Raw genomic sequence first — 22,707 nt, forward strand, 5'->3', positions numbered from 1 at the left:
GGTGACGCCGACGGGCCGGGCGGAGGAGGATGGACGACGTGAAGGTGATGCTGAAGCACGTGCTCGACACCGACGTGGACTCCGCCTGGCGCGCTCTGCAGAGCCCGGCCGTGTTCCGCGAGGTGATGTCCCCCCTCCTGACCGCCGCCTCGCTCGACGAGGGCGGCTTCCGGCCGACGTGGGGGCTGGGCCCGCACGACGTGGCGATGGACGCCCTCGGGATCGTGCCGATGGGGGCGCAGGAGATCGACCTCTCCTACCGCCGCGTGCCGTCGATGCCGGACGTCCGGATCCTCCGCGACAGCGGTGCTCCGCTGACGGGTGCGCTCCGGCTGATCACCGCGTGGGACCACCGCATGGCGGTCGCTCCGCTCCCCGACGGGCGGACGCTCTTCCGCGACAGGCTCGAGTTCAGCGCCGGGCTCGCCTCGCCCGCGCTGTGGCCGTCGATGTGGGCGTTCTGGCAGTGGCGCGGCATCCGCATCCGCTCGCTCGCCCCGACCTGGCGACACGACGTGGGCGCCGATGCGCGCCCCCGCGGGGAGGCGGCGGAGTGAGCCCCGACGGCACCGCCGAGGAGCAGGTCGAGCTCTCGCGCGCCGAGCTCCTGCGCTTCCAGTGGCCCGCGAGCGAGGAGGCCGAGGAGACCGACGAGGTCTCGCCCCGCCGCCGACTCGCCTCGTCGATCGAGGTGGCCGACTGGCGCCGCCACGTGCAGGCGCTCTACGCCGAGGTCCGCCGGCTCTCGAACGTCGACCTGCTCGCTGCGCACGCCTCGTGGATCCGGGGACGCAACGCCCTCTTGCGCACCACCCGTCCACTCCGCTGCTGCCGGTCGACCGCGCGCACTTCCGCTCGCTCCCGATCGCGCCCTACGACGCGTCCTGGCGCTTCGAGCTCGAGGTGCTGCCCGCCGAGGAGCCCCGGCGGATGGACGTGGAGACCGGGACGGACGGCACCGTTCCGTTCGAGCTGGTCGGCGCGGTCGCGGTGCCGCAGGCCGGGACGCTCGACGTCTGGCGCCTCGCCTCCTACGGGGGCGGGCTGTTCGTGCCGGTGAAGGACGCGCTGGCCGGCCGGCCCGGCGGGACCTACGGCGGCGGCCGCTACCTCCTGGACACCGTCAAGGGCGCGGACCTGGGCCCGGGGTCCACTCCGTCGACCCTCGTCCTCGACTTCAACTTCGCCTACAACCCGTCCTGCGCCTACGACCCGGCGTGGGCGTGCCCGCTCGCGCAGGCGGGGAACACGCTCGGGGTCGAGGTGCCGGTGGGCGAGCGCTACAAGGGCTGACGCGGGCCCTGTTCTGCGCCGGAGCCCGGTCGTCCGCTAGGGTGGGAGGGTGCGAGCGCGAAGTCTGCGCTCCCCGCGTCGTAGAACGCCCCTTGTCCCCTGAGGACTCTGAACGTCGAGGACCCCGTCCCGACCATCTGGCGCACCGTGCATGAGGCCTCCGGCCGCGCGCACAGCTTCGTACGGCGAACGGATGTGACCACCGTCACCTTCGCCCGAAAGCCGATCACCCGCGCCCGGCCACCCGCCTGCGCTGTCGGATCGGCATGATGCCCCGAAAGGCACCATCCATGTCGTCCATCCCCACCTTCGCCGCTCTCGGCGTCCCCGCTCCCCTCGTCTCGGCCCTGACCGCGAACGGCATCACCGAGCCGTTCCCGATCCAGGTCGACACGCTCCCCGACACCCTGAACGGCCGCGACGTCCTCGGACGCGGCAAGACCGGCTCGGGCAAGACCCTCGCCTTCTCGATCCCGATGATCGCCCGCCTCGGCGGATCGCTCGCCGGCGGCCGCCGCCGTCCGGGCCGCCCGCTCGGACTGGTCCTCGCGCCGACCCGCGAGCTCGCCACCCAGATCACCGCTGCGATGCAGCCCCTCGCCGACGCCTACGGCATCGTCACCACGACGATCTTCGGCGGCGTCTCGCAGCAGCGCCAGGTCGCGGCCCTCAAGCAGGGCGTCGACATCGTCGTGGCCTGCCCCGGCCGCCTCGAGGACCTGATGAAGCAGGGCTTCGTCAACCTCGACGCCGTCGAGATCACCGTGCTGGACGAGGCCGACCACATGGCCGACCTGGGCTTCCTGCCCGTCGTCACGCGCATCCTCGACAAGACCCCCCGCGGAGGCCAGCGCCTGCTGTTCTCGGCGACGCTCGACAACGGCGTGGACAAGCTCGTCAAGAAGTACCTGCAGAACGAGGTGCTCCACTCGGTCGACGAGGCCAACTCCCCCGTCGCGCTGATGACGCACCACGTGTTCGAGGTCGACGGCCTCGACGCGAAGAACGCGCTCGTGAAGACCCTCGCGTCCGGCACCGGCCGCCGCATCCTCTTCATGCGCACCAAGCACCACGCGAAGAAGCTCGCCAAGCAGCTCACCGGCCAGGGCATCCCCGCCGTCGACCTCCACGGCAACCTCTCGCAGGTCGCCCGCGACCGCAACCTCGCCGCGTTCGGCGCCGGCGACGTGAAGGTGCTCGTCGCGACAGACGTCGCCGCCCGCGGCGTCCACGTCGACGACGTCGAGCTCGTCATCCACGTCGACCCGCCCATGGAGCACAAGGCGTACCTGCACCGCTCGGGCCGCACCGCCCGCGCCGGCTCGGAGGGCGACGTCGTCACCGTCGTGCTGCCCACGCAGCGCGGCGACGTGAAGACCCTCCTGCGCAAGGCCGCCATCCAGGTCCAGCCCCAGCAGGTCACGGCCGACTCGGCCGCCGTCGCGAAGCTCGTCGGGAACGTCGCCGCGTACGTGACCCCGTCGGCCGTCGTCGAGCCCGCCCGCGGACAGTCGCAGGGCGGACGCTCGCAGGGCGCCAACGCGCAGCGCAAGCGCGCCGCGCGCACCGACGGCACCGGCTCCGCTCCCCGCGGCGGACGCGGCGAGCGCTCGGCGGCTCCCGCCGGCGGCTCGGACCGTCCCCGTCGCGACCGCGCCGCCTCCTCCGAGGGCGCCGCTCGCGGCGGAGCCCGCGGCGGCCGCGGCCGCACCGCCGGCGCCGCCTCGACCGGTGGCGGCTCGCGCTCGTTCTACAGCACCGCGACCGGTGGGGCCTCCTCGGCCGCCCCGGCCGGCGGCGAGCGCCGCGGCGGTCGTCGCGCCCAGGGCTGAGGCGCGCGCAGCGCGCCTCAGGTGCCGTCTTGTGCGCCGCAAGGCGGCGCACCGCGGTCGGCTCTCGTAGGCGGGTGCGGCTCGCAGAGCGGGTCGCGACCGGCTACGCCGATCCGCTGACACGCGGATCGACCGTCCGCCTCGCAGGTGCCGCTTCGGCCGCACGTGCGGGTGAGGGCGACACGCTGAACGTCGAGAAGGCCGGGAACCCCTTCTGCGGAGTCATCCGCGGAGGAGGTCCCGGCCTCTGTCGTTCCTGCGGTGGGTCGAAATCGGACCGATCGGGATGCGCGGGCGCCGTCTGCGTGGACCGAGGGGAATCAGTGCCGAATCGCTCCGTGTTCGCAACCGAGGTGGGGAGCGTGATTCGAGCCTCGGACGGTGCGCGATGACGCCCTCGGCCTCGATTCCGAACGGACCCGGGCCGCGGGAGCAGAGCCGGTCGCAGCAGACGGGCCCGACTCACGTGCCCGGTCCGTCACCTGCGGCTCCGACGCAGACGGCCGTGCCGCATGTGGCACGACGAGCAGAACGTCGGCCAGGACCACGGCTCAGCCACCGTCGCGGCTGACGGGCGCTCTCAGCCGAGGTTCCGCTTCCCGCGGAGGACGCAACGCCCGTCTCCCGAGCGGAGCACCGAAGCCCACGGCATAGCCGAACGCGCGATCCGCATGCGAGCGGACCGCGCTAGGCGGAACGCACCACGCTCTCGGGAACCCGGCCACCTCGAAGAGCCGACCGCGGGGCGCGGCCTCACCTTGCACCGGAGAGGAGCGCCGAAGCGCACGGCGGAGCCGAACGCGTGATCCGCGTGCCAGCGGATCGCGCTAGGCGGAACGCGACCCGCTCTGCAGAACGCGACCACCCACGAAAGCCGACCGCGGTGCGCCGCCCCGCGGCGCACAGAACGACACCGTCGAACGCGCGATCCGCGTGCCAGCGGATCTCGCCAGGCGGAACGCACCACGCTCTCGGGAACCCGGCCACCTCGAAGAGCCGACCGCGGTGCGCCGCCCCGCGGCGCACCGATCAGCACCGCCGACCGCGGTGCGCCGCCCCGCGGCGCACAGATCAGCGCAGCCGACCGACAGAGGCCAGCGCGGCGCGGACGAGTGCTGCCGCGGCCGCCCTCCATCTCGGCCGAGACGGCCTCGGAGCAGGCCTCGTCGGGGGTCATCCAGGTGAGCTCGGAGAGCGTCCTGGCGGGGCTCGCACGTGCCCGTCACGGGGACCACGTACGCGAGGGACACCGCGTGCTGGCGCTCGTCGGTGAAGGGGCCCATGCCCGGCATCGGGAAGTACTCGGCGACGTGGAAGGGCAGCGGGCTCGCGGGCAGCAGCGGGAACGCCATCGGCCCGAGGTCCTTCTCGAGGTGGCGGAAGAGCGCGTCCCGGAGGTCTCGCCGTACATCACGCGGCCTGAGACGATCGTGCGGGTGATCTGGCCCGATGCCGTCGCGCGCAGCAGCACGCCCACCTCCGTCACCTGGCCGAGCCCGTCGACGCGCACCGGCACCGCCTCGACGTACAGCAGCGGGAGCCGACGGCGGATCTCGGCGAGTTCGTCGTCGGACAGCCACCCGGAGCTGGGGTCAGGGGTACGCACGCTCATGGAGCCATTCTTACCCCTCGTTGCTGTCCGTCCGGTTCCGTCCGGGGTGCGGCGGCGGCAGCGGCGATGATGGAGCCATGGGAATCGACGCGAACGCGGTGCTGTGGTCCTCCTCCGAGAAGGACCGGGCGGACCGGCCGCTGCTGGTGCTCCTGCACGGCTACGGCTCGCACGAGGGCGACCTGTTCTCGCTCGGCGCGTACCTGCCGCTGGAGCCGGTGCTCGCCTCCCTCCGGGCCCCGATCGCCCTGGACGGGCGGGCGAACGCGTGGTGGCCGTTGCGCGTGCCGCTGGATCCGGAGCGCCTGACGACCGACCCGGACGCCGTCGAGCGCGCCGTGCAGGACGTGCTCGACTGGCTCGATGCCCTGCAGCACCACGGTCCCGTCGGGCTGCTCGGGTTCTCGCAGGGAGCGGCCCTGGCGGTGCAGCTGCTGCGGCGCGCTCCCGCCCGCTTCGCGTTCGCCGTCGCCCTGTCGGGCTTCGTCGTGCCGCTGGCCGAGGGCGACGAGGCCGACGAGCGCCTCGCGCGGGAGCGTCCGCTCGTCTTCCGCGGGCGAGGGACACTCGACTCGGTCATCCCGCCGAGCGCCGTGGCCGAGGGCGACGCCTGGTTCCCGGCGCACACCGACCTGGACTCCCGCGTCTACGAGGGGGTGGCGCACGGGGTGAGCCAGACCGAGATCGCGGACGTCAGCTCCTTCATCCGCCGCGCCTTCGGCTGAGGGCGCCGACCACCGGCGCCGCGTCAAGGGTTTGCCCGCGGCGGACGCGCCCGTCAGTGTCGGTGGTGGCAGGGAGGATGGAACCATGCCCACCGAACCCGGCGGCAGTGCTCTCGAGCGCTTCTCCCCCGCCACCCGCGCCTGGTTCCAGGGTGCCTTCCCCGGCGCCCACGGCGGCGCGAGGAGGGCGCGTGGTCGGCGATCTCCTCCGGATCCCACGCGCTCGTGGTGGCCCCCACCGGCTCGGGCAAGACGCTGTCGGCCTTCCTCTGGGCCATCGACCGCCTCGTGCAGGGTCCGCCGCCGGAGGATCCGCAGCACCGCACCCGCGTGCTCTACGTCTCGCCGCTGAAGGCGCTGGGCGTCGACGTCGAGCGGAACCTCCGCTCGCCGCTGGTCGGCGTGACACAGACGGCGCTCCGCCTGAGCGCGGAGGGCGTCGGAGGCGCTCCGTCGACCGTCACGGTCGGCGTCCGCTCCGGGGACACCCCCGCGGCCGAGCGCCGCGTGCTGCAGAAGACCCCGCCCGACATCCTCATCACGACGCCCGAGTCGCTCTATCTGATGCTCACCTCGGCCGCGCGGGAGTCGCTGCGGGGCGTCGAGACCGTCATCGTCGACGAGGTCCACGCGGTCGCATCGACCAAGCGCGGTGCGCACCTCGCCGTCTCGCTCGAGCGCCTCGACGCCCTGCTGACGAAGCCGGTGCAGCGCATCGGCCTGTCGGCGACGGTGCGGCCCCGCGAGGAGGTGGCCCGGTTCCTGGCCGGCCGCTCGCCCGTCTCGATCGTCGCTCCCGTCTCCGAGAAGCAGTGGGACCTCACCGTCGTCGTCCCGGTCGAGGACATGTCCGAGCTCGGCGCCGCCGCACCCCAGGAGGGCTCGACGATGGGCGCGACCGGTCCGCAGAGCGGATCGATCTGGCCCCACGTCGAGGAGTCGATCGTCGACCGCGTGCTCGCGCACACCTCCTCCATCGTCTTCGCCAATTCGCGTCGGCTCGCCGAGCGGCTGACAGCGCGGCTCAACGAGATCTACTCGGAGCGCCGCGAGGCCGACCTCGAGCGCGCCCGGTCGGCCGCCGAGCCGGTCGCGGTCGGCGCGCTCGTCGACGACGCGATCGGATCGATGGCCACGGGCGCCTCCCGGCGCGCTCCGGCCGAGCTGATGGGCGGCGCCGGCGGCACGAGCGGCACCGGGCAGTCGGCGCCCGACGACGAGCCCCTGCTCGCCCGGGCCCACCACGGCTCCGTCAGCAAGGAGCAGCGCGCGATCATCGAGGACGACCTCAAGTCCGGCCGGCTGCGCTGCGTGGTCGCCACCTTCGAGCCCGAGCTCGGCATCGACATGGGCGCCGTCGACCTCGTCGTGCAGGTCGAGACCCCGCCGTCGGTCGCCAGCGCCCTGCAGCGGGTCGGCCGCGCGGGCCACCAGGTCGGCGAGGTCTCGCGCGGCGCGTTCTACCCTCAAGCACCGGGCCGATCTGCTTCACTCGGCCGTCACGACCGAGCGGATGCGCTCCGGACTGATCGAGGCGATCCAGGTCCCGGCGAATCCGCTCGACATCCTCGCACAGCAGACCGTCGCCGCCACGGCGCTCGAGTCCCTCGACGTCGACGACTGGTTCGACATCGTCCGGCGCAGCGCCCCGTTCGTCTCGCTCCCGCGCTCGGCCTACGAGGCGACCCTCGATCTGCTGTCGGGGCGCTACCCCTCCGATCAGTTCGCGGAGCTGCGCCCCCGCCTCGTCTGGGACCGCGACGCCAACACCCTCACCGGCCGCCCCGGGGCGCAGCGCCTCGCCGTCACGAGCGGCGGCACGATCCCCGACCGCGGACTCTTCGGCGTCTTCATGGTCGGGGAGCCCGGCTCCACCGGCAACCGCGTCGGCGAGCTCGACGAGGAGATGGTCTACGAGTCGCGGGTCGGCGACGTCTTCGCGCTGGGTGCGACGAGCTGGCGGATCCAGGAGATCACCTACGACCGCGTGATCGTCACGCCCGCCTTCGGCGAGCCGGGGCGCCTGCCCTTCTGGAAGGGCGACTCCCAGGGCAGGCCCGCCGAGCTCGGCGAGGCGATCGGAGCATTCACCCGCGAACTCGGCGGAGCGGCCGTCGATCCGGCCCGGGCGCGCTGCGCCGAGGCCGGTCTCGACGAGTACGCGACGAACAACCTGCTCTCGTTCCTCGACGAGCAGCGCATCGCCACCGGTCAGATCCCCGACGACCGCACCCTCGTGCTCGAGCGCTTCCGCGACGAGCTGGGCGACTGGCGGCTCGTCCTGCACTCGCCGTACGGCATGCAGGTGCACTCGCCGTGGGCACTGGCCGTCGGGGCCCGGGTGCGCGAGCGGCACGGCGTCGACGGCGCGGCGATGGCGGGCGACGACGGCATCGTGGTCCGCATCCCCGACACCGAGTCCGAGCCCCCGGGCGCCGAGCTCTTCCTCTTCGAGCGCGAGGAGCTCGAATCGCTCGTGACCAGCGAGGTGGGCGGCTCCGCGCTGTTCGCGGCCCGGTTCCGCGAGTGCGCGGCCCGGGCGCTGCTCCTGCCCCGCTACAACCCCGGCAAGCGCTCGCCGCTCTGGCAGCAGCGCCAGCGCGCGGCGCAGCTGCTCGACGTCGCGCGGACGTACCCGACCTTCCCGATCATCCTCGAGACCGTCCGCGAGTGCCTGCAGGACGTCTACGACCTGCCCGCTCTGCTGCGGCTCGCGGCACGGCTCGACGGCCGCGAGCTGCGGATCCTCGAGGTCGAGACGCCGACCGCGAGCCCCTTCGCGCGGTCGATGCTGTTCGGCTACGTCGCCGCGTTCATGTACGAGGGCGACAGCCCGCTCGCCGAGCGGCGGGCCGCGGCGCTCTCGGTCGACGCGGCGCTGCTCGGCGAGCTGCTCGGCCGCGCCGAGCTGCGCGAGCTGCTCGACCCCGTCGTGCTCGCGCAGATCGAGCGCGAACTGCAGCGCGTCGAGCCCGAGCGCCGCCTGCGCGGGCTCGAGGGGGCCGCCGACCTCCTGCGCCTGCTCGGCCCGCTGACCATGGACGAGCTGGGCGAGCGCCTCGTCGAGGAGTCGGTCGCGTCGGCCGACGTCGCGGCCGCTCCCCCGATCGCGCGCGAGACGCTCGAGGCGGTCGTCGCCCAGCTCGTGAAGGCGAAGCGCGTCCTGCCCGTCGGGCTCGGGGGCGAGCAGCGCTACGCGGCGATGGAGGACGCGGCGCGGCTGCGCGACGCCCTCGGCACACCCCTCCCCATCGGCGTGCCCGTGGCGTTCATCGACCCGGTGCGCGACCCCCTCGGCGACCTCGTCGCCCGCTACGCCCGCACCCACGGTCCGTTCACGGCGGCAGCGGTGGCCACGCGGCTGGGGCTCGGCGTCGCGGTCGTCACCGACACCCTCCGCCGCCTCTCCGGCGAGCGGCGGGTCACCGAGGGCGAGTTCCGCCCGAACGGCACGGGCAGCGAGTGGTGCGACGCCGAGGTCCTGCGCCGGCTCCGCAGCCGCTCCCTCGCCGCCCTCCGCAAGGAGGTCGAGCCGGTCGACGGGGCCGCCTACGGGCGCTTCCTGCCCACCTGGCAGCACGTCGGCGGCTCGCTGCGCGGCATCGACGGGGTCGCCTCCGTCATCGACCAGCTCGCCGGAGCGCCCATCCCGGCCTCCGCGTGGGAGACGCTGATCCTCCCGTCCCGGGTCCGCGACTACTCCCCCGCGATGCTCGACGAGCTCACGGCCACCGGTGAGGTGCTCTGGGCCGGAGCGGGGACGCTGCCCGGCAACGACGGCTGGGTGAGCCTGCACCTGGCCGAGACGGCCGGTCTCACCCTGCCCGTGCCCGGCGAGACGCTGCCGCTGGGCGAGCTGCAGCAGGAGATCGTGGGCGTGCTCGGCTCGGGGGGCGGCTACTTCTTCCGCCAGCTCTCCGACGCCGTCGGCTCCACCGACGACTCCGCCCTCGTCGACGCCCTCTGGGAGCTCGTGTGGGCGGGGCTGCTCACCAACGACACCCTCGCGCCGCTGCGCACCCTCGTCGGCACGAGCGGAGGCGCCCACCGGCAGCCGCGCGCACCCGCCCGCGCCCGCGCACCCCGCGGCCGCATGATGACGCGCCCGACGATGCAGACCCGCGTCGGTCCGCCCACGGCCGGCGGCCGCTGGTCGATCGTGCCGCTCGCCGAGTCCGACCCGACGATCCGCGGGCACGCCCTCGGCGAGGTGCTCCTCGAGCGCTACGGCATCGTCACCCGCGGCTCCGTGCAGGCCGAGGGGGTGCTCGGCGGCTTCGCGCTGGCCTACAAGGTCCTCAGCGGCTTCGAGCAGCAGGGCCGCGCCCGCCGCGGCTACTTCATCGAGAAGCTCGGAGCCGCGCAGTTCGGCACCGCCGGCAGCGTCGACCGTCTGCGGACCTTCGCGCCGCAGGACGACGCTCTGGATCGTCCGCGCCCCGTGCTCGCCCTGGCCGCCACCGACCCCGCCAACCCGTTCGGAGCGGCCCTGCCGTGGCCGCAGGGCGAGGGCCACCGGCCGGGTCGCAAGGCGGGCGCGCTCGTGGCGATCGTCGACGGCGAGCTGGCCGTCTACCTCGAGCGCGGCGGCAAGACCGCGCTCACCTTCACGTCGGACGAGACCGCTCTCGCGGACGCGGCCGGGGCGTTCGCGCAGCTGGTCCGCTCCCGCGGCGTCGAGAAGCTGACCGTCGAGAAGATCGACGGCGACTTCTCGCTCGGCACGCCGCTGGGCGACGCGCTCGTCGCGGCGGGCTTCGTCGCCAACCCGCGCGGTCTCCGGATGCGCGCGTGAGCCCCGGAGGGAGCCCCCGTGCCCGAGGGTGACACCGTCTACCGATCCGCGCACAACCTCGCCGAGGCGCTCGACGGCCAGGTCCTGACGACGTGCGACGTCCGCGTGCCGAAGTACGCGACCGTCGATCTCACCGGGGAGACCATCGACTCCGTCGTGCCCCGCGGCAAGCACCTGCTGATGCGGGTCGGCGATGCACTCATCCACTCGCACCTCAAGATGGAGGGCAGCTGGCACCTCTACCCCCTCGGCGGCGAGCGGCCGAAATGGCACCGCCCCGCGTTCCAGGCGCGCATCGTGCTCGAGACGCCCGAGTGGCAGGCCGTCGGCTTCGAGCTGGGCCTGCTCGAGATCGTTCCCCTCGCCGCCGAGCAGGACGTCATCGGCTACCTCGGTCCCGATCTCCTCGGCCCCGACTGGGATGCGGACGAGGCTCTGCGGCGCCTCTCCGCCGACCCCGAGCGGCCGATCGGCCTCGCCCTGCTCGACCAGCGGATCATGGCCGGCCTCGGCAACGTCTACCGGGCCGAGCTCTGCTTCCTCCGGGGAGTCCTGCCGACCCGTCCGGTCGGCGAGTCCGGCGATCTCGTGCGCACGATCGCCCTCGCCAAGAAGCTGATCACGGTCAACCGGGAGCGCATCGAGCGCACCACGACAGGCAACCTCCGGCCCGGGCAGCAGCTCTGGGTGTACGGCCGCGACCGCCGGCCCTGCCGCCGCTGCGGGACGCCGATCCGCCAGGGCGAGCTCGGCGACAGCGAGCTGCAGCTGCGCGTCACCTACTGGTGCCCGCACTGCCAGAGCTGAAGGGCCCAACAGAACCGGCAGAAACGCTGGTGCGTGTCGCGCGCCTTCACCGACGTCGAGGAGCATTCGGAAGCGCATCGTCGAGATCGCCCGACCACAGCACTCCCTCTCCGTCGGGGCGAACGAAGTGGACTCCGTCGCCGAGGGGCTCTGAGATGCTCTCCTGGATCTCCGCCGCTCCGGATCGGGCGTCCATTCCTGAGTCGGCGCCGAAGAAACGGCGTAAGCCGAGGACGAGACCAGGCTCGAAGCTGCTGCGATAGATGACGGCGACATGCGCCGGCCCGTCCACCCAGGCAGCGAGGATCTCCGGAGTTCGGGCATCCGGCCCGATGTCCTGCGCCACGAACTCGAGGAACGACGTCAAGATGTCCTGGGTCAAGTCTGTCTCCGGCAAGATACCTCCTGGCAATGAGCTTTGCTCAATACTAGCATGAGGAGCACAATGAATCAGAAGACCTCGCGGACCATCGGCGTCGTACTCGTCACCCTCGGGCTACTCGTCGGCGCAGCAACACCGGCAGAAGCAGCCCAGCCGCCGAAGGGATACCAGACCGACCAGGTGGTGGCGACAGTAGAGAACCCTCGGTTGGGCAAGATCCTGCGTCGCGGCTTTTGGGACGCCGACATTCAGCGGGGATTCGGGATGGACAAGGCGTGGCACAAGCACGCTCTGACCTCCCGGGCAGCCCAGAAGGTGCTCCTCGGCTCCACGAACAACAAAAAACAGTCGAATGGCAACTTCGATCTTCGGACGTACGTCGGTAAGTACGACTGCAAGGACCAGTGGAACTGCACCTTAAGAGAACAGATGCTCGTTCACGCGATTTTCGACCCGACGACCTATACCAATTATCACGGCTGGCCGGTCAATGGCAAATTAGGCATGGTGACCGCCTATTGTGACAACAACGGCATCGAGAAGTGTCCACGATGGGTGACCTATGCGCTCACCAATCCTGGTAAAACGAATCCTTATCGTCTCAGCGGTGAGAGCACCGAGAAGTCCGGGCCGACTCCCCTGCCCGCGGAATCAACCCAACGATCGCAAACAGACTCGGCTGTCCTCAAGTGGAGCTACAACGAGTTGGCGCGGACAACTGCCAGAGAGTAGCGGCTCCATCACTCGTCGCTGAGGACGGCGGACCCGAACTTTTTTCCACCAAATCCTCGCACTCCGAGTTCCGAGGCTGTCGACGAGTGCCCGCCCTGCCGGACCCGAGGGCGACACTCCGCCTTCGCGGTCGGCAGGACCGGCGAGCACGACCGGCGCGACCGGTATCGCCCCGTTCGCGGTCAGCACGCAGAGCGTGTTTTCGAGCGAGCGCCCCGCTCAGGCCCTCCTCACCATCAGGTGACCACGCCCGGCGAATCCGCGACCTCCGTCGCGACGGCGTACCTCACCGAGACCGACTGACCGTCACCACCGATCGACTGGAGCACCCGCCGGTCGTCCCGCGGGTGGGGCCACTCTCCCCTCTCGGTTCGTCACGCAGAAGCCGGCGCTACTCCGCCTTCGCCGCCCGGGGTCCCGGGACGTGGGCGGTGTGCACGGTCAGCTCGAGCCGCTCGATCGACTCGACGCGCGGAGCGACCTCGCCGCCGTTCGCGACGATCCAGCTGCCGACCAGCAGCAGCTCGTCCTGGCCCGCGGTCAGCGGACCGCTGACGGCGAAGGTGCCCAGTGTCGGAGTCGAGAACGTCACACGCACGGGATCGCCGTGCTGCAGCCCGTCGACCGAGCGCTCGCCCGCCGATGCCTCGGACGCCGCGGCCAGCGCCAGGCTCTGCACCTCGGTGCCCGTTCCGAGGAACACGTCGGCGACCACCAGCTCTCCGCCGACCGCGCGGCCGACCACGCCCTCGATCCCGTAGAGCCCGTAGCGGGGCGAGCGGATGAGCATCCGCACGTCGTCGCCGACGCCGATCTCGGCGAACGCCCCCCGGATCGACTGCACGTCGCGGCGGGCGGGAGCGGAGGCCAGGGCGTCGAGGATCTGCATCCGATCAGGGTAGCCCGCCGCGGCCGTGCGGCGACGGCCCGGGAACGACGAAAGCCCTGCCGGAGCAGGGCTTTCGAGAGGTGCGGAGTCGGTGGGATTTGAACCCACGGAACCCAATAAAGGGTTCTCCACCTTAGCAGGGTGGTGCACTCGACCGGACTATGCGACGACTCCCGAGCGCCCGCTGGGCGAACGCACGACGACCATCATAACCGCACCCGGCGGGCCGGGACGACACCGGCCCGCCGGGCGTCCGGGAGGCGGCGGCTACTGCTCGTCGAGTGTGCGGCCGACGGTGCAGGTCTCCTGCTGGGCCGTCTGCCCCGAGACGTCGCTGGGGAGCGCCACGGCGGTCTCCTCCGGCACCGGGGCGGTGGTGGCGGGCGCGCCGGTCTCCTCGGGAGCGGGCTCCGGGGTCGCGGGCTCCTTGGGAACCGAGGGGACGGGCGTGGATCCGTCGGCCGACTCGGAACCGCCGCCGGTCGTGCCGGTCAGCGCGATCGGCTGGTCGGCCTGCAGCGCGGCGATCAGCGTGGCCGCCGCCTCCTCGCTCGGGTAGACGCCGTTGCCGTCGATGAACGTGGGGTACTGCACGAAGACCACGTTGGCGAGGTCGACGTCCTTCACGGCGAGGCCGATCGAGACCATGGTGTTGACGTTCTCGAGCGAGGTCGAGAGCTGCATGTTCGACACCGCGGCCTTGGCGAGCCCGTACAGCGCGACGGGATTCGACAGGGTCGAGGCGCTCTTCACCTTGCGCACGAGCGACGAGAGGTAGACCTGCTGGCTCGAGATGCGGGTGAGGTCGCCGCCGTCGCCGACACCGTGCCGCGTGCGCAGGAACGCCAGCGCCTCGGCGCCGACGAGTGTGTGGGTGCCGGCCGTCAGCGTGAGGCCCGTGTACACGTCCTCGAGGGGTGTCGCGACGCAGACGTCGACGCCTCCGACCGCGTTGGACATCTCGATGACGCCCTCGAACTGGATGAGCGCGGCGTAGGGGATCTCGAGACCCGTGAGCTGCTCGACCGTCTGCACGGTGCAGGCGAGACCGCCGAGCTCGAGCGACTGGTTGACCTTCTCCGAGCTCACCGGCTCGGTCACGGCTCCCGTCGCCGGATCGGTGCACGAGGGGATCGGCACGTACAGGTCGCGGGGGAAGCTGACGACCTCGACCGTCGAGTGGTCCTCCGAGATGTGCATCAGCATCGTCACGTCGTTGAGGTTCTCGGAGCGGTCGCCGAACGCGCCCGCCTCGGAGCCCTCTGCGCTGTCGCTGCCGGCGAGGAGGATGTTGACCCCGCCCTCGATCGCACCGATCTCGGCACCGGGCTGCCGGACGAGCCGGCCTCGAGGTCGACGGACGGACGAGCGCTGCCGGCGATCATCGAGACCGCGATCGCGACGATGCAGACGGTGCTGACGACTCCGACCCCGATGCACGCGGCGAGGACGCGACCGAGGTGGCGCAGTCCGCTCTGGGGGCGCAGACGGCCGTGCCGGGCGGCGGTCCTGCGCGACGGGGCGGGTTCGCTCATCGGGTCGTTCTCCTCTCCGTAGCGCGGCAGGAGCCGCTCCGTGCCGCTCACCGCCGATCGGCGCTCCAGGAGGAGCGTATCCCGCGGGGCGCGCGCGTCTCCGGCTCAGCCGAAGAACCCGACCGAGCAGGACTGCTGATCGGCCCTCACGCCGGTGACCTCGGCCGGCAGGGCGACCTCGCCTCCCGCCGTGGGAGCCGGGGCCGCCGTGCCGGGAGTCGCCTCCCGCGGTCGCGAGCGGCTCGGCGGTCGCGGGGCCGGCGGGCGGCTCGGTCGTGGCGGGCGTCTCGACGGCGGGCTCGCCCTCGACGACGGCGCCACCGCCGGTTCCTCCGGTGATCGAGATCGGCTGATCGGCCTGCAGCGCGCTCGCCAGGACGTCGCCCGCGGTGCGATCGGGCACCACTCCGCCGTACGCCTCCGCGGTGGGGTACTGCGCGAAGACGATGTCCGCCAGCTCGACGTCGCTGAGCGCGAGGCCCATCTGCACCATTGTGTTGACGTTGTCGAACCCGGTCGAGAGCGTCATGTTGCCCAGGGCCGCCTTGGCGAGCCCGTAGAGGGCGACGGGGTTCAGGAGGGTGTCGGCGCTCTTGATCTCGCGCATGAGCGACGAGAGGAACACCTGCTGGTTGCTGATGCGGGTGAGGTCGCTGCCGTCGCCGATGCCGTGGCGGCTGCGCAGGAACTGCAGAGCGGCCATGCCCTCCAGGGAGTGCGTGCCGGGCTCGAGGTAGGTGTTCGTGTACGGGTCGGCGATCTCGGTGGCGACGCAGACGTCGACTCCGCCGACGGCGTTCGACATCTCGATGACGCCGTTGAACTGGACCACCGCGCCGTAGTCGACGCTGATGCCCAGGAGGTCCTCGACGACGCCGGCGACGCAGCCCAGGCTGACGTCCTTGCCCATCGCCTCGTTGATCTTGGTGCCGGAGCGCTCGGCGATCGTCTCGCCGGTGGCCGCGTTCACGCAGGAGGGGATGTCGACGTACATGTCGCGCGGGAAGGAGACGACGGTGGCGTTGGTGTGGTCGGCCGAGACGTGCAGGAGCATGTTCACGTCGTTCAGGACGCTCGTCTCCTGGTCGGGGTCGCCGTAGGCGTCGCCCTGGCCCTGGCGGGAGTCGCTGCCGACGACGAGGACGTTGAAGCCGCCCTCCAGCGCGCCGATCTCGGGGGCCGAGGCGGCCGCTCCGACGCCGGATCCCGCGGCCACCGGATGCAGATCGACGGACGGCTGGGCGGACTGCACGAGGAGGGTCGCGGCGATCGCGACGATCGAGACCGACGCGGCGATTCCGACTCCGGAGACCGCTGCCGCGGCCTTCACGAGCGTGCGCGGGAGGCTGTGCCGCTTCTGCCGACCGTGCCGCACGAAGGGGCGCGGGGACCGCGCCGACTCGTCCGCGGCGGATCGGTCCGTCGAAGGGCGCGTCCTGAGCATCCGTCTCCCGTTCGTGTGCGTGCGTGCTGCCTGGTTCCTGCGCGCCGCAGCCGGGAGGGGGTCACCGGCGAGCGCGCGTCGGGACATAGTACCCGGGGACCTGCGGAACGGCCGGGGAACCCGTCACCGAGCGGATCGCGACCGCGGACGCGCGGTCGGGCCGGGACGGACCGCTCCGCTCGGTGGCGGCGCCGCCGGCGCCCGGGATCGTCGATCGGAGCGGAGGGCTAGGGATTCGAACCCTAGAGGCATTTCTGCCCACCAGTTTTCAAGACTGGCTCCATCGGCCGCTCGGACAGCCTCCTCGCCGCGTCCCAGGGGGTCGCGACAGTCGATGGTAACCGACGGGCGTCCGCCGAGCGGGGCACCCGTGCGCAACCGAGGACGGGAGCCGCGCAGCGGGCCTCGACGCCGCCTCCGGACCCCGTGGACCTCCGGAGAGGACAGCCGCGTCAGCGCAGCGACGACAGGGCGGCGGCGACGCCGTCCTCCTCGACCGTGGGGATCACGGCGGAGGCGACGGCGCGGACCTCGTCGGGGGCCTGGCCCATCGCGAGGCCGGCGCCCTGCTCGGCGGCCCAGGTGAGCATCTCGATGTCGTTGCGGCCGTCGCCGAGGGCGACGACGTCGGAGCGCTCGATGCCGAGCTCCTCGCGCACGACCTCGAGGGCGGTCGACTTGTTGACGCCGTGCGGGGCGATGTCGAGCCAGGCCGTCCAGCCGATGGCGTAGCTGACCTGGTGGAGCCCCATCTTCTCGACGAGGCCCGAGAACTCGTCGATGCCGGTCTCGGGCGAGATGACGACGACGCGGGTGCACAGGCGGCCGAGGAGCTCCTCGAACGGGACGTGGGTGGTCTCGACGCCCATCACCGCGCCGCCGGGGAACGCCTCGGTGTAGAAGAAGGCGCCGTGCTCGTCCTCGACGGCGTAGTGCGCCTCGGGGAGGAACCGGAAGATGTTCTGCAGCACCTCGGTGGGGTCGAAGGTCTTGACGATCTCGGGGCGGTAGCCGCCCTCGACGCCCTCGTCGCGGCGCAGGGTGACGGCGCCGTTGCAGCAGATCACGAATTCCGGAGCGATGCCCAGGCGCGCGACGACCGGCAGCGTCGAGGCGGGCGAGCGGCCGGTGGCGAGCATGACCTCGTCGCCCTGGCGCTCGACGCGCAGGATCTCCTCGATCACGACGTCGGTGATCGTGCCGTCCTCGTGCATGACGGTGCCGTCGATGTCGAGGGCGACGAGCCGCCGGCCGGAAGCGGCGCTCATGCGGTCGCGACCGGCTCGAGGACCTCGAGGCCGCCCAGGTGCGGGCGCAGCGCCTCCGGGACCACGACCGAGCCGTCGGCGCGCTGGTGCGTCTCGAGGAGCGCGACGATCCAGCGCGTGGTGGCGAGCGTGCCGTTCAGGGTGGCGACGGGAGCGGTCTTCCCGGACTCGGTGCGGTAGCGGGTGTCGAGGCGGCGGGCCTGGAACGTGGTGCAGTTCGAGGTGGACGTGAGCTCGCGGTACGCGTCCTGCGTGGGCACCCAGGCCTCCACGTCGAACTTGCGCGCAGCGCTCTGGCCGAGGTCGCCCGCGGCCGTGTCGATCACGCGGTAGTGCAGGCCGAGGCTCTGCAGCATGCCCTCCTGGTACGAGAGGAGGCGCTGGTGCTCGGCCTCCGCGTCCTCCGGGAGCGCGTAGACGAACATCTCGAGTTTGTTGAACTGGTGCACGCGGATGATGCCGCGGGTGTCCCGGCCGCCCGAGCCGGCCTCGCGGCGGTAGCAGGTGCTCCAGCCCGCGTAGCGCTTGGCGCCGCTCGAGAGGTCGAGGATCTCGTCGCTGTGGTACCCGGCGAGGGCGACCTCGCTGGTTCCGGTGAGGTAGAGGTCGTCGTCGCGCAGGCGGTAGACCTCGTCGTCGTGCTCGCCGAGGAAGCCGGTGCCGTCCATGATCTCGGGCTTGACCAGCGTGGGGGTGATCAGCGGGGTGAAGCCCGCCTCGAGCGCGCGCTCCGAGGCCGAGGTTCATCAGGGCGATCTCGAGGCGGGCGACGAGGCCCTTGAGGAAGTAGAAGCGGGCGCCGCTGACCTTCGCTCCGCGCCTGCATGTCGATGCCGTCGAGGAGCTCGCCGATCTCGAGGTGGTCGCGGGCTCGAAGTCGAAGACCGGGCGCTCGCCGACCGTCTTGACGAGCTCGAACTTCTCCTCGCCGCCGGCCGGCACGCCGTCGATGACCGGGTTCGCGATGCGCTTCACGAGCGAGGTGAAGCGCTCGTCGGCCTCGGCCGCCTCCTGCTGGGCCTGCTTGGCGGCGGCTGCGAGGCGCTGCGCCTCCTGCACGAGGGCGGCCTTCTCGTCCTTCGGGGCCTTCGCCACGGTCTTGCCGAACGCGTTCTGCTCGGCGCGCAGACGCTCGGCCTCGGTGATCGCAGCACGCCGGACACGGTCGGCCTCGAGGGCCTCGTCGACGAGCTCGACGGAGTCGCCGCGCGCCTCCTGAGAGCGCTTGAGGACGTCCGGGTTCTCGCGGAGGAGCAGTGGATCGATCACCCCGGCAGTTTAGCCGGGGCGCGCATCCCGCCCGCCGCACCTGGGGATCGACCGAGCAGGCGATCCGAACGCGGGCAGTGCTGAGACTCTAGGGGGCCCCCTCCCCGTCCCCCGAAGTGGAACCACCGCATGACCGACCAGACCTCCCCCGTCCTCGTCGAGCGCGACGGGCCGATCGCCCGCATCGTGCTGAACCGCCCCGACGCCCTGAACGCCATCGACCTCGGCACGGCCCGGGCGCTCCTGCGCACCGTGGCCGACCTCGACGCCGATCCGGCGGTCGCGGTCATCGTGATCCAGGCGGCCGGACGGGCCTTCTGCACGGGCGGCGACGTCTCGGCGATCATGAGCGCGCCGGAGCCGGAGCTCTACCTCCGCGACGTCGCGACCACCTCGGCCGAGGTCTTCCGCCTGCTCGAGAGCGCCCGGGCCGTCGTGGTCTGCGCGATCGACGGGATGACGGCGGGGGCCGGCATCGCCTTCGCCCTCGCCGCCGACATCGTGGTCGCGACGCCCGCGGCGGTGTTCCTCAGCGCCTACGGCGACGTCGGCCTCGTGCCCGACTGCGGGGTGACGGTCGCCCTCCCCGCACGATCGGCCGGCGCCGCGCGCTCGACTTCGCCCTCACCGGCCGACCCGTGCGCGCGATCGAGGCGCTGGAGTGGCAGCTCGTCACCGAGATCGTTCCGCGGGCCGATCTCGCAGCTCGGATCGACGAGCGCGTCACCGCGCTCGCCTCCCGACCCGCGCACGTGGCCGCCGCGACCCGTCGGCTGCTGCGGACGGATCCGGCGGACCTCGCGGAGCGGATCGAGGAGGAGACCGGCCTGCTGGTCGACTTCCTCGCGGTGCCCGCGACCCGGGCGCTCCTGGACGCCGAGCACGACCGCCAGCGCGCCCGCCGCGCCCGCACCACCGCCGGGGTCTAGGGCCTGTCCAGCCCCGGCACCGGCGCCGCCCGCTACCGTTCGTGCATGGCGGAGACGGGACCGAGGCGAGCGGCGGTCGTCGTGAACCCCTCGAAGGGCGACTGGCGCGGCATGCGGGCGCTCGTGGCGGCGGCGGAGCAGGAGCACGGCTGGGAGGCGACGGTCTGGTTCGAGACGACCCCGTCGGAGCCGGGCGCCACGCAGGCCCGCGCGGCCGTCGCCTCCGGGGTCGACGTCGTGCTCGCCGCCGGCGGCGACGGCACGGTGCGCTCGGTGGCGGAGGGGCTCCGCGGCTCGGGCACGGCCCTCGCGGTGCTGCCGTTCGGCACGGGCAACCTGCTCGTGCGCAACCTCGGCCTGCCGCTGAGCTTCGAGGAGGCGGTGCGCGTCGCGTTCGGCGGCGGCGAGCGCCGGATCGACACCGGAGTGGTGACGCTGGAGCGCCCGGACGGCGAGCGGGTCGAGAACGTCTTCCTCGTCATGGCCGGCCTGGGCATCGACGCGAAGATGATCGCGAAGACCAGCACGAAGCTGAAGAAGGCGGTCGGCTGGCTGGCCTACGTGGACGGCGGGATGCGCGCGCTGGCCGAGCTGGAACCCGTGAAGCTGCGGTACTCGCTCGACGGCTCGGCCTCGCGGTCGGTCTCGGTCCACTCCGTGATGGTCGGCAACTGCGGTGTCCTGCCGGGCGGGATCCTGCTGATCCCCGACGCCGAGCCGGACGACGGCGTGCTCGACATCGTGGCGCTGCGCCTGCGCGGGCCGCTGGGCTGGCTCAAGGTCTGGAACACGATCACGTGGGAGAACGGCGTGCTGCGCCGCTCCGCCGCGGGCCGCAAGCTGATCGACCTGCGCGAGGACGCCCGCGACGTCATCTACCTCAAGGGGGAGGACATCCGGATCCGCGTCGACGAGCCGCAGGAGATCCAGCTCGACGGCGACGGCTTCGGACCTCGCCAAGGAGTCCGGATCCGCGTGGACACGGGATCGCTGCTCGTCCGGGTGCCCGTGCGCTGAGTCGCGGGCGATCCGTCAGCGCCGCCACTCCGGCGGCGGCACCGCGAGGCCGTCGAGGTCGGCGAGCGAGGCCGCTCCCGACTGGCGCAGCATGCTGCGGAACTCGCCGTCGATCACCGCGAGCAGCGCCGCCACCTCGTCCGCGCCCCCGACCGCGAGCGCCCACATCGCCGGCCGTCCGACGAACACGGCGCGGGCCCCGAGAGCGAGCGCGGCGAGCACGTGCCGGCCGCTGCGCACCCCGCTGTCCACGTACACCTCCGCGTCACGGCCCACCGCCTCGACCACCTCGGCGAGGGCGCCGACGGCGGTGATCGAGCCGTCCATCCGCCGTCCCCCGTGCGTCGAGACGACGACCCCGGAGGCGCCGGCGTCGACCGCGCGGCGCGCATCCTCCCCGCGCAGCACGCCCTTGACCACCACCGGGCGCCCGGTGACCGACGCGAGCCACTCGATGTCGTCGAGGCCGGGATGCGGCACCGGGGTGGCCGAGCACGCGCTCCCGCTCGTGGGGCGTGAGGTTGCCCAGGCGCGCACGTCCTGGCACGTCCGGCCAGGTCAGCGGTTCGACCCCGGCGCGCTCCTCGCGCAGCACCGGAGTCTCGACGGTGAGCAGCATCGCGCCGGCGCCCGCCTGCGAGGCCCGCTCCACCAGGGCGCGCGTCACGTCGCGCTCGGCCAGCAGGTACACCTGGAACCACCACGGCGCACCCGCCGCCGCGATGCGCTCGAAGGGCACGGCCGTGTTGGTCGAGACGCCCAGCAGCGTGCCGGCGCGCGCCGCCGCCTCCGCCATCGCCTCCTCGCCCCGCGGATCCGCGGCCACCTGCTGCGCCATCGGAGCGATCATCACCGGGCCTTCGAGCGGGGTGCCGAGCACGGTGGTGGCGATCGACGTGCCGGGCTCGCCGCGGAGTGCCGCCGGCCGGAACCGCACCGCGTCCCAGGCCGCGAGATCGGCGTCGCGCCCGAGGCGGCCCCCGGCGACCGCTCCGTAGTAGTCGGCGACGAACCACGGGAGTGCCGCGCGGGCGCGCTCCTCGAGCTCGGCGGCGAGGCGCAGCGACGGGGCGGTGCCGTCAGTGCTCCTGCTCTCAGTGCTCCTGCCCTCGATGCTCGTGCCCTCAGTGCTCGTGCCCTCGATACTCCTCCCTCAGCGCTCCTCGAGAGCCTCGACCTCGAGGACGAGCGCCGAGGACGGGGCGAGCAGCGGTGTGCGCAGGCCCACCCCGGCCAGGAGGGACCCCGGGAGGACCACCTCGCCGCGGCTGATCCACGGCGGCGGGACCGCATCGAGGAAGCGCTCCGGACGCAGCTCGTCGACGATCCGCACCCGGTAGCCCAGCGCGGGGTCGAGCCCCACGAGACGGGTGGGCGGCGGGACCGCGTCCTCCCCGGTGCCGGATCGAGCCAGCCGGTACACGGCGTGCCTGCGGTCCGGCGAGACCGCTCCCGTGAGCTCCGACCCGTCGTCGGCGGTGGGGCCGTGCACGAGCCCGGCGGTCGCGAGCAGCGGTCGGAGCCGCTTCGAGAGGCGGATCCACGCGGCGAGCGCCTCGAGCTCCTCGGGGCTGCTGCCGGTGATGTCGGCCTCGATGCCGGGCGAGGAGAAGAGCGTCGCGGCCATCCGGAACGACAGATCGGCAGTGCGTCCGGTGGTGTGCGCGCGGGCCGGACCGACGTGGCTGCCGATCAGCTCGGGCGGCAGGAGCAGCTCGGTCCAGCGCTGGATGCGCAGCCGCTCGAGCGGGTCGTTGGTGTCGGAGGCCCAGACCCGGTCGGTGCGGGCGAGGATCCCCAGATCGACGCGACGCCTCTCCGGAGGCGCACGACTCGATCTCCGAGGCCGGGGTGACGCGCCCGGAGCGCGTCGAGCAGGGCGTAGACCGCGCGGGTCTGCGCTCCGGCACCCGGCCGGCCCGCGTGCACGGCCTCGAGCAGATCGCGGTTGTGGTCCCACTTGAGGTAGTCGATCGCGTACTCCTCGACGAGCGAGGAGAGCCGCTCGAGCAGCAGCGCCGACACCTCCGGGCGCGCGACGTCGAGCACGTGCTGGTGGCGCCAGCTGCGGGCGCGGCGCGGGGTCTCGAGGAGCCAGTCGGGGTGCTCCCGGGCGAGCCTCGACTCCGGGTTCACCATCTTCGGGCTCGACCCACAGGCCGAACTGCATGCCGGCCG

At 72.8% G+C, this 22,707-nt stretch carries 13 protein-coding genes, 2 tRNA genes and 6 pseudogenes; 9 read left to right on the forward strand and 12 right to left on the reverse strand.

The window, feature by feature from the left end; genetic code table 11:
- Positions 1-47: 47 nt before the first annotated feature.
- The 3 genes and pseudogenes from AC0CII_RS09370 (at position 48) to AC0CII_RS09380 (ending at position 3,125) form a co-directional block, all read left to right on the forward strand.
- Positions 48-557: a hypothetical protein gene (locus AC0CII_RS09370; protein WP_465229292.1), complete on the forward strand. Its 510-nt coding sequence runs from the start codon at positions 48-50 to the stop codon at positions 555-557.
- Positions 558-685: 128 nt separating this feature from the next.
- Positions 686-1,293: pseudogene (locus AC0CII_RS09375) on the forward strand (DUF1684 domain-containing protein).
- A gap of 290 nt (positions 1,294-1,583) precedes the next feature.
- Positions 1,584-3,125: a DEAD/DEAH box helicase gene (locus AC0CII_RS09380; RefSeq protein ID WP_465229224.1), complete on the forward strand. Its 1,542-nt coding sequence runs from the start codon at positions 1,584-1,586 to the stop codon at positions 3,123-3,125.
- Between the two features lie 1,071 nt (positions 3,126-4,196).
- Here the strand turns inward: AC0CII_RS09380 and AC0CII_RS09385 are convergent.
- Positions 4,197-4,737, reverse strand: a pseudogene (locus AC0CII_RS09385) (NUDIX hydrolase family protein).
- 77 nt (positions 4,738-4,814) lie between these two features.
- Here AC0CII_RS09385 and AC0CII_RS09390 point away from each other — a divergent pair.
- From AC0CII_RS09390 to AC0CII_RS09400, 3 genes and pseudogenes are all read left to right on the forward strand, one after another.
- On the forward strand, positions 4,815-5,462 hold the full coding sequence (locus tag AC0CII_RS09390; RefSeq protein ID WP_465227888.1) for an alpha/beta hydrolase: 648 nt from the start codon (positions 4,815-4,817) through the stop codon (positions 5,460-5,462).
- A gap of 85 nt (positions 5,463-5,547) precedes the next feature.
- Positions 5,548-10,257: pseudogene (locus AC0CII_RS09395) on the forward strand (ATP-dependent helicase).
- An 18-nt stretch (positions 10,258-10,275) separates the two neighbouring features.
- A complete protein-coding gene (locus AC0CII_RS09400; protein ID WP_465227887.1) occupies positions 10,276-11,064 on the forward strand; it encodes a DNA-formamidopyrimidine glycosylase family protein in 789 nt (262 codons plus the stop codon).
- A 46-nt stretch (positions 11,065-11,110) separates the two neighbouring features.
- Here AC0CII_RS09400 and AC0CII_RS09405 read toward each other — a convergent pair whose 3' ends face one another.
- Positions 11,111-11,446: a hypothetical protein gene (locus AC0CII_RS09405; RefSeq protein ID WP_465227886.1), complete on the reverse strand. Its 336-nt coding sequence runs from the start codon at positions 11,444-11,446 to the stop codon at positions 11,111-11,113.
- 63 nt (positions 11,447-11,509) lie between these two features.
- On the opposite strand from AC0CII_RS09405, the gene AC0CII_RS09410 reads away from it, so the two are divergent.
- The gene (locus tag AC0CII_RS09410; protein ID WP_465229225.1) at positions 11,510-12,178 is read left to right on the forward strand and encodes a hypothetical protein; all 669 of its coding nucleotides are present in this window, start codon (positions 11,510-11,512) and stop codon (positions 12,176-12,178) included.
- Positions 12,179-12,569: 391 nt separating this feature from the next.
- Here AC0CII_RS09410 and AC0CII_RS09415 read toward each other — a convergent pair whose 3' ends face one another.
- The 6 genes and pseudogenes from AC0CII_RS09415 to serS form a co-directional block, all read right to left on the reverse strand.
- Positions 12,570-13,067, reverse strand: a complete 498-nt coding sequence (locus AC0CII_RS09415; protein ID WP_465227884.1) for a hypothetical protein — start codon at positions 13,065-13,067, stop codon at positions 12,570-12,572.
- An 83-nt stretch (positions 13,068-13,150) separates the two neighbouring features.
- Positions 13,151-13,241, reverse strand: a tRNA-Ser gene (locus AC0CII_RS09420).
- A 93-nt stretch (positions 13,242-13,334) separates the two neighbouring features.
- Positions 13,335-16,046: an LCP family glycopolymer transferase gene (locus AC0CII_RS09425; RefSeq protein WP_465229226.1), complete on the reverse strand. Its 2,712-nt coding sequence runs from the start codon at positions 16,044-16,046 to the stop codon at positions 13,335-13,337.
- A gap of 220 nt (positions 16,047-16,266) precedes the next feature.
- A tRNA-Ser gene (locus AC0CII_RS09430) sits at positions 16,267-16,350 on the reverse strand.
- Between the two features lie 148 nt (positions 16,351-16,498).
- The gene (locus AC0CII_RS09435) at positions 16,499-17,314 is read right to left on the reverse strand and encodes an HAD family hydrolase (RefSeq protein WP_465227881.1); all 816 of its coding nucleotides are present in this window, start codon (positions 17,312-17,314) and stop codon (positions 16,499-16,501) included.
- A pseudogene (gene serS, locus AC0CII_RS09440) lies at positions 17,311-18,583 on the reverse strand (serine--tRNA ligase). The gene AC0CII_RS09435 and the pseudogene serS overlap by 4 nt, the downstream one beginning before the upstream one ends.
- 129 nt (positions 18,584-18,712) lie before the next feature.
- On the opposite strand from serS, the pseudogene AC0CII_RS09445 reads away from it, so the two are divergent.
- A pseudogene (locus AC0CII_RS09445) lies at positions 18,713-19,512 on the forward strand (enoyl-CoA hydratase/isomerase family protein).
- Between the two features lie 81 nt (positions 19,513-19,593).
- Positions 19,594-20,529: a diacylglycerol/lipid kinase family protein gene (locus AC0CII_RS09450; RefSeq protein WP_465229293.1), complete on the forward strand. Its 936-nt coding sequence runs from the start codon at positions 19,594-19,596 to the stop codon at positions 20,527-20,529.
- 15 nt (positions 20,530-20,544) lie between these two features.
- On the opposite strand, the gene AC0CII_RS09455 is transcribed toward AC0CII_RS09450, so the two are convergent.
- The 4 genes and pseudogenes from AC0CII_RS09455 to AC0CII_RS09470 form a co-directional block, all read right to left on the reverse strand.
- Positions 20,545-21,066 (reverse strand): alpha-hydroxy-acid oxidizing protein, encoded by a 522-nt coding sequence (locus AC0CII_RS09455; RefSeq protein ID WP_465229227.1) that lies wholly within the window; start codon positions 21,064-21,066, stop codon positions 20,545-20,547.
- A gap of 52 nt (positions 21,067-21,118) precedes the next feature.
- Positions 21,119-21,673: pseudogene (locus tag AC0CII_RS09460) on the reverse strand (alpha-hydroxy-acid oxidizing protein); the annotation flags it as partial.
- 9 nt (positions 21,674-21,682) lie between these two features.
- A complete protein-coding gene (locus tag AC0CII_RS09465; protein ID WP_465229294.1) occupies positions 21,683-22,330 on the reverse strand; it encodes an alpha-galactosidase in 648 nt (215 codons plus the stop codon).
- Complete coding sequence (locus AC0CII_RS09470; RefSeq protein WP_465229228.1) at positions 22,222-22,668, reverse strand: alpha-galactosidase; 447 nt, start codon at positions 22,666-22,668, stop codon at positions 22,222-22,224. Before AC0CII_RS09470 ends, AC0CII_RS09465 begins: the two co-directional genes overlap by 109 nt.
- Between the last annotated feature and the right edge of the window lie 39 nt (positions 22,669-22,707).

It is taken from the genome of Rathayibacter sp. AC182, assembly GCF_979253875.1.

What these genes read in the sequence shown, in the direction of transcription:
- AC0CII_RS09415 (WP_465227884.1), bottom strand. Translation starts at nt 13,067, where the DNA reads ATGCAGATCCTCGACGCCCTGGCCTCCGCTCCCGCCCGCCGCGACGTG.
- AC0CII_RS09370 (WP_465229292.1), top strand. Translation starts at nt 48, where the DNA reads ATGCTGAAGCACGTGCTCGACACCGACGTGGACTCCGCCTGGCGCGCT.
- AC0CII_RS09390 (WP_465227888.1), top strand. Translation starts at nt 4,815, where the DNA reads ATGGGAATCGACGCGAACGCGGTGCTGTGGTCCTCCTCCGAGAAGGAC.
- AC0CII_RS09425 (WP_465229226.1), bottom strand. Translation starts at nt 16,046, where the DNA reads ATGCTCAGGACGCGCCCTTCGACGGACCGATCCGCCGCGGACGAGTCG.
- AC0CII_RS09470 (WP_465229228.1), bottom strand. Translation starts at nt 22,668, where the DNA reads ATGGTGAACCCGGAGTCGAGGCTCGCCCGGGAGCACCCCGACTGGCTC.
- AC0CII_RS09410 (WP_465229225.1), top strand. Translation starts at nt 11,510, where the DNA reads ATGAATCAGAAGACCTCGCGGACCATCGGCGTCGTACTCGTCACCCTC.
- AC0CII_RS09380 (WP_465229224.1), top strand. Translation starts at nt 1,584, where the DNA reads ATGTCGTCCATCCCCACCTTCGCCGCTCTCGGCGTCCCCGCTCCCCTC.
- AC0CII_RS09435 (WP_465227881.1), bottom strand. Translation starts at nt 17,314, where the DNA reads ATGAGCGCCGCTTCCGGCCGGCGGCTCGTCGCCCTCGACATCGACGGC.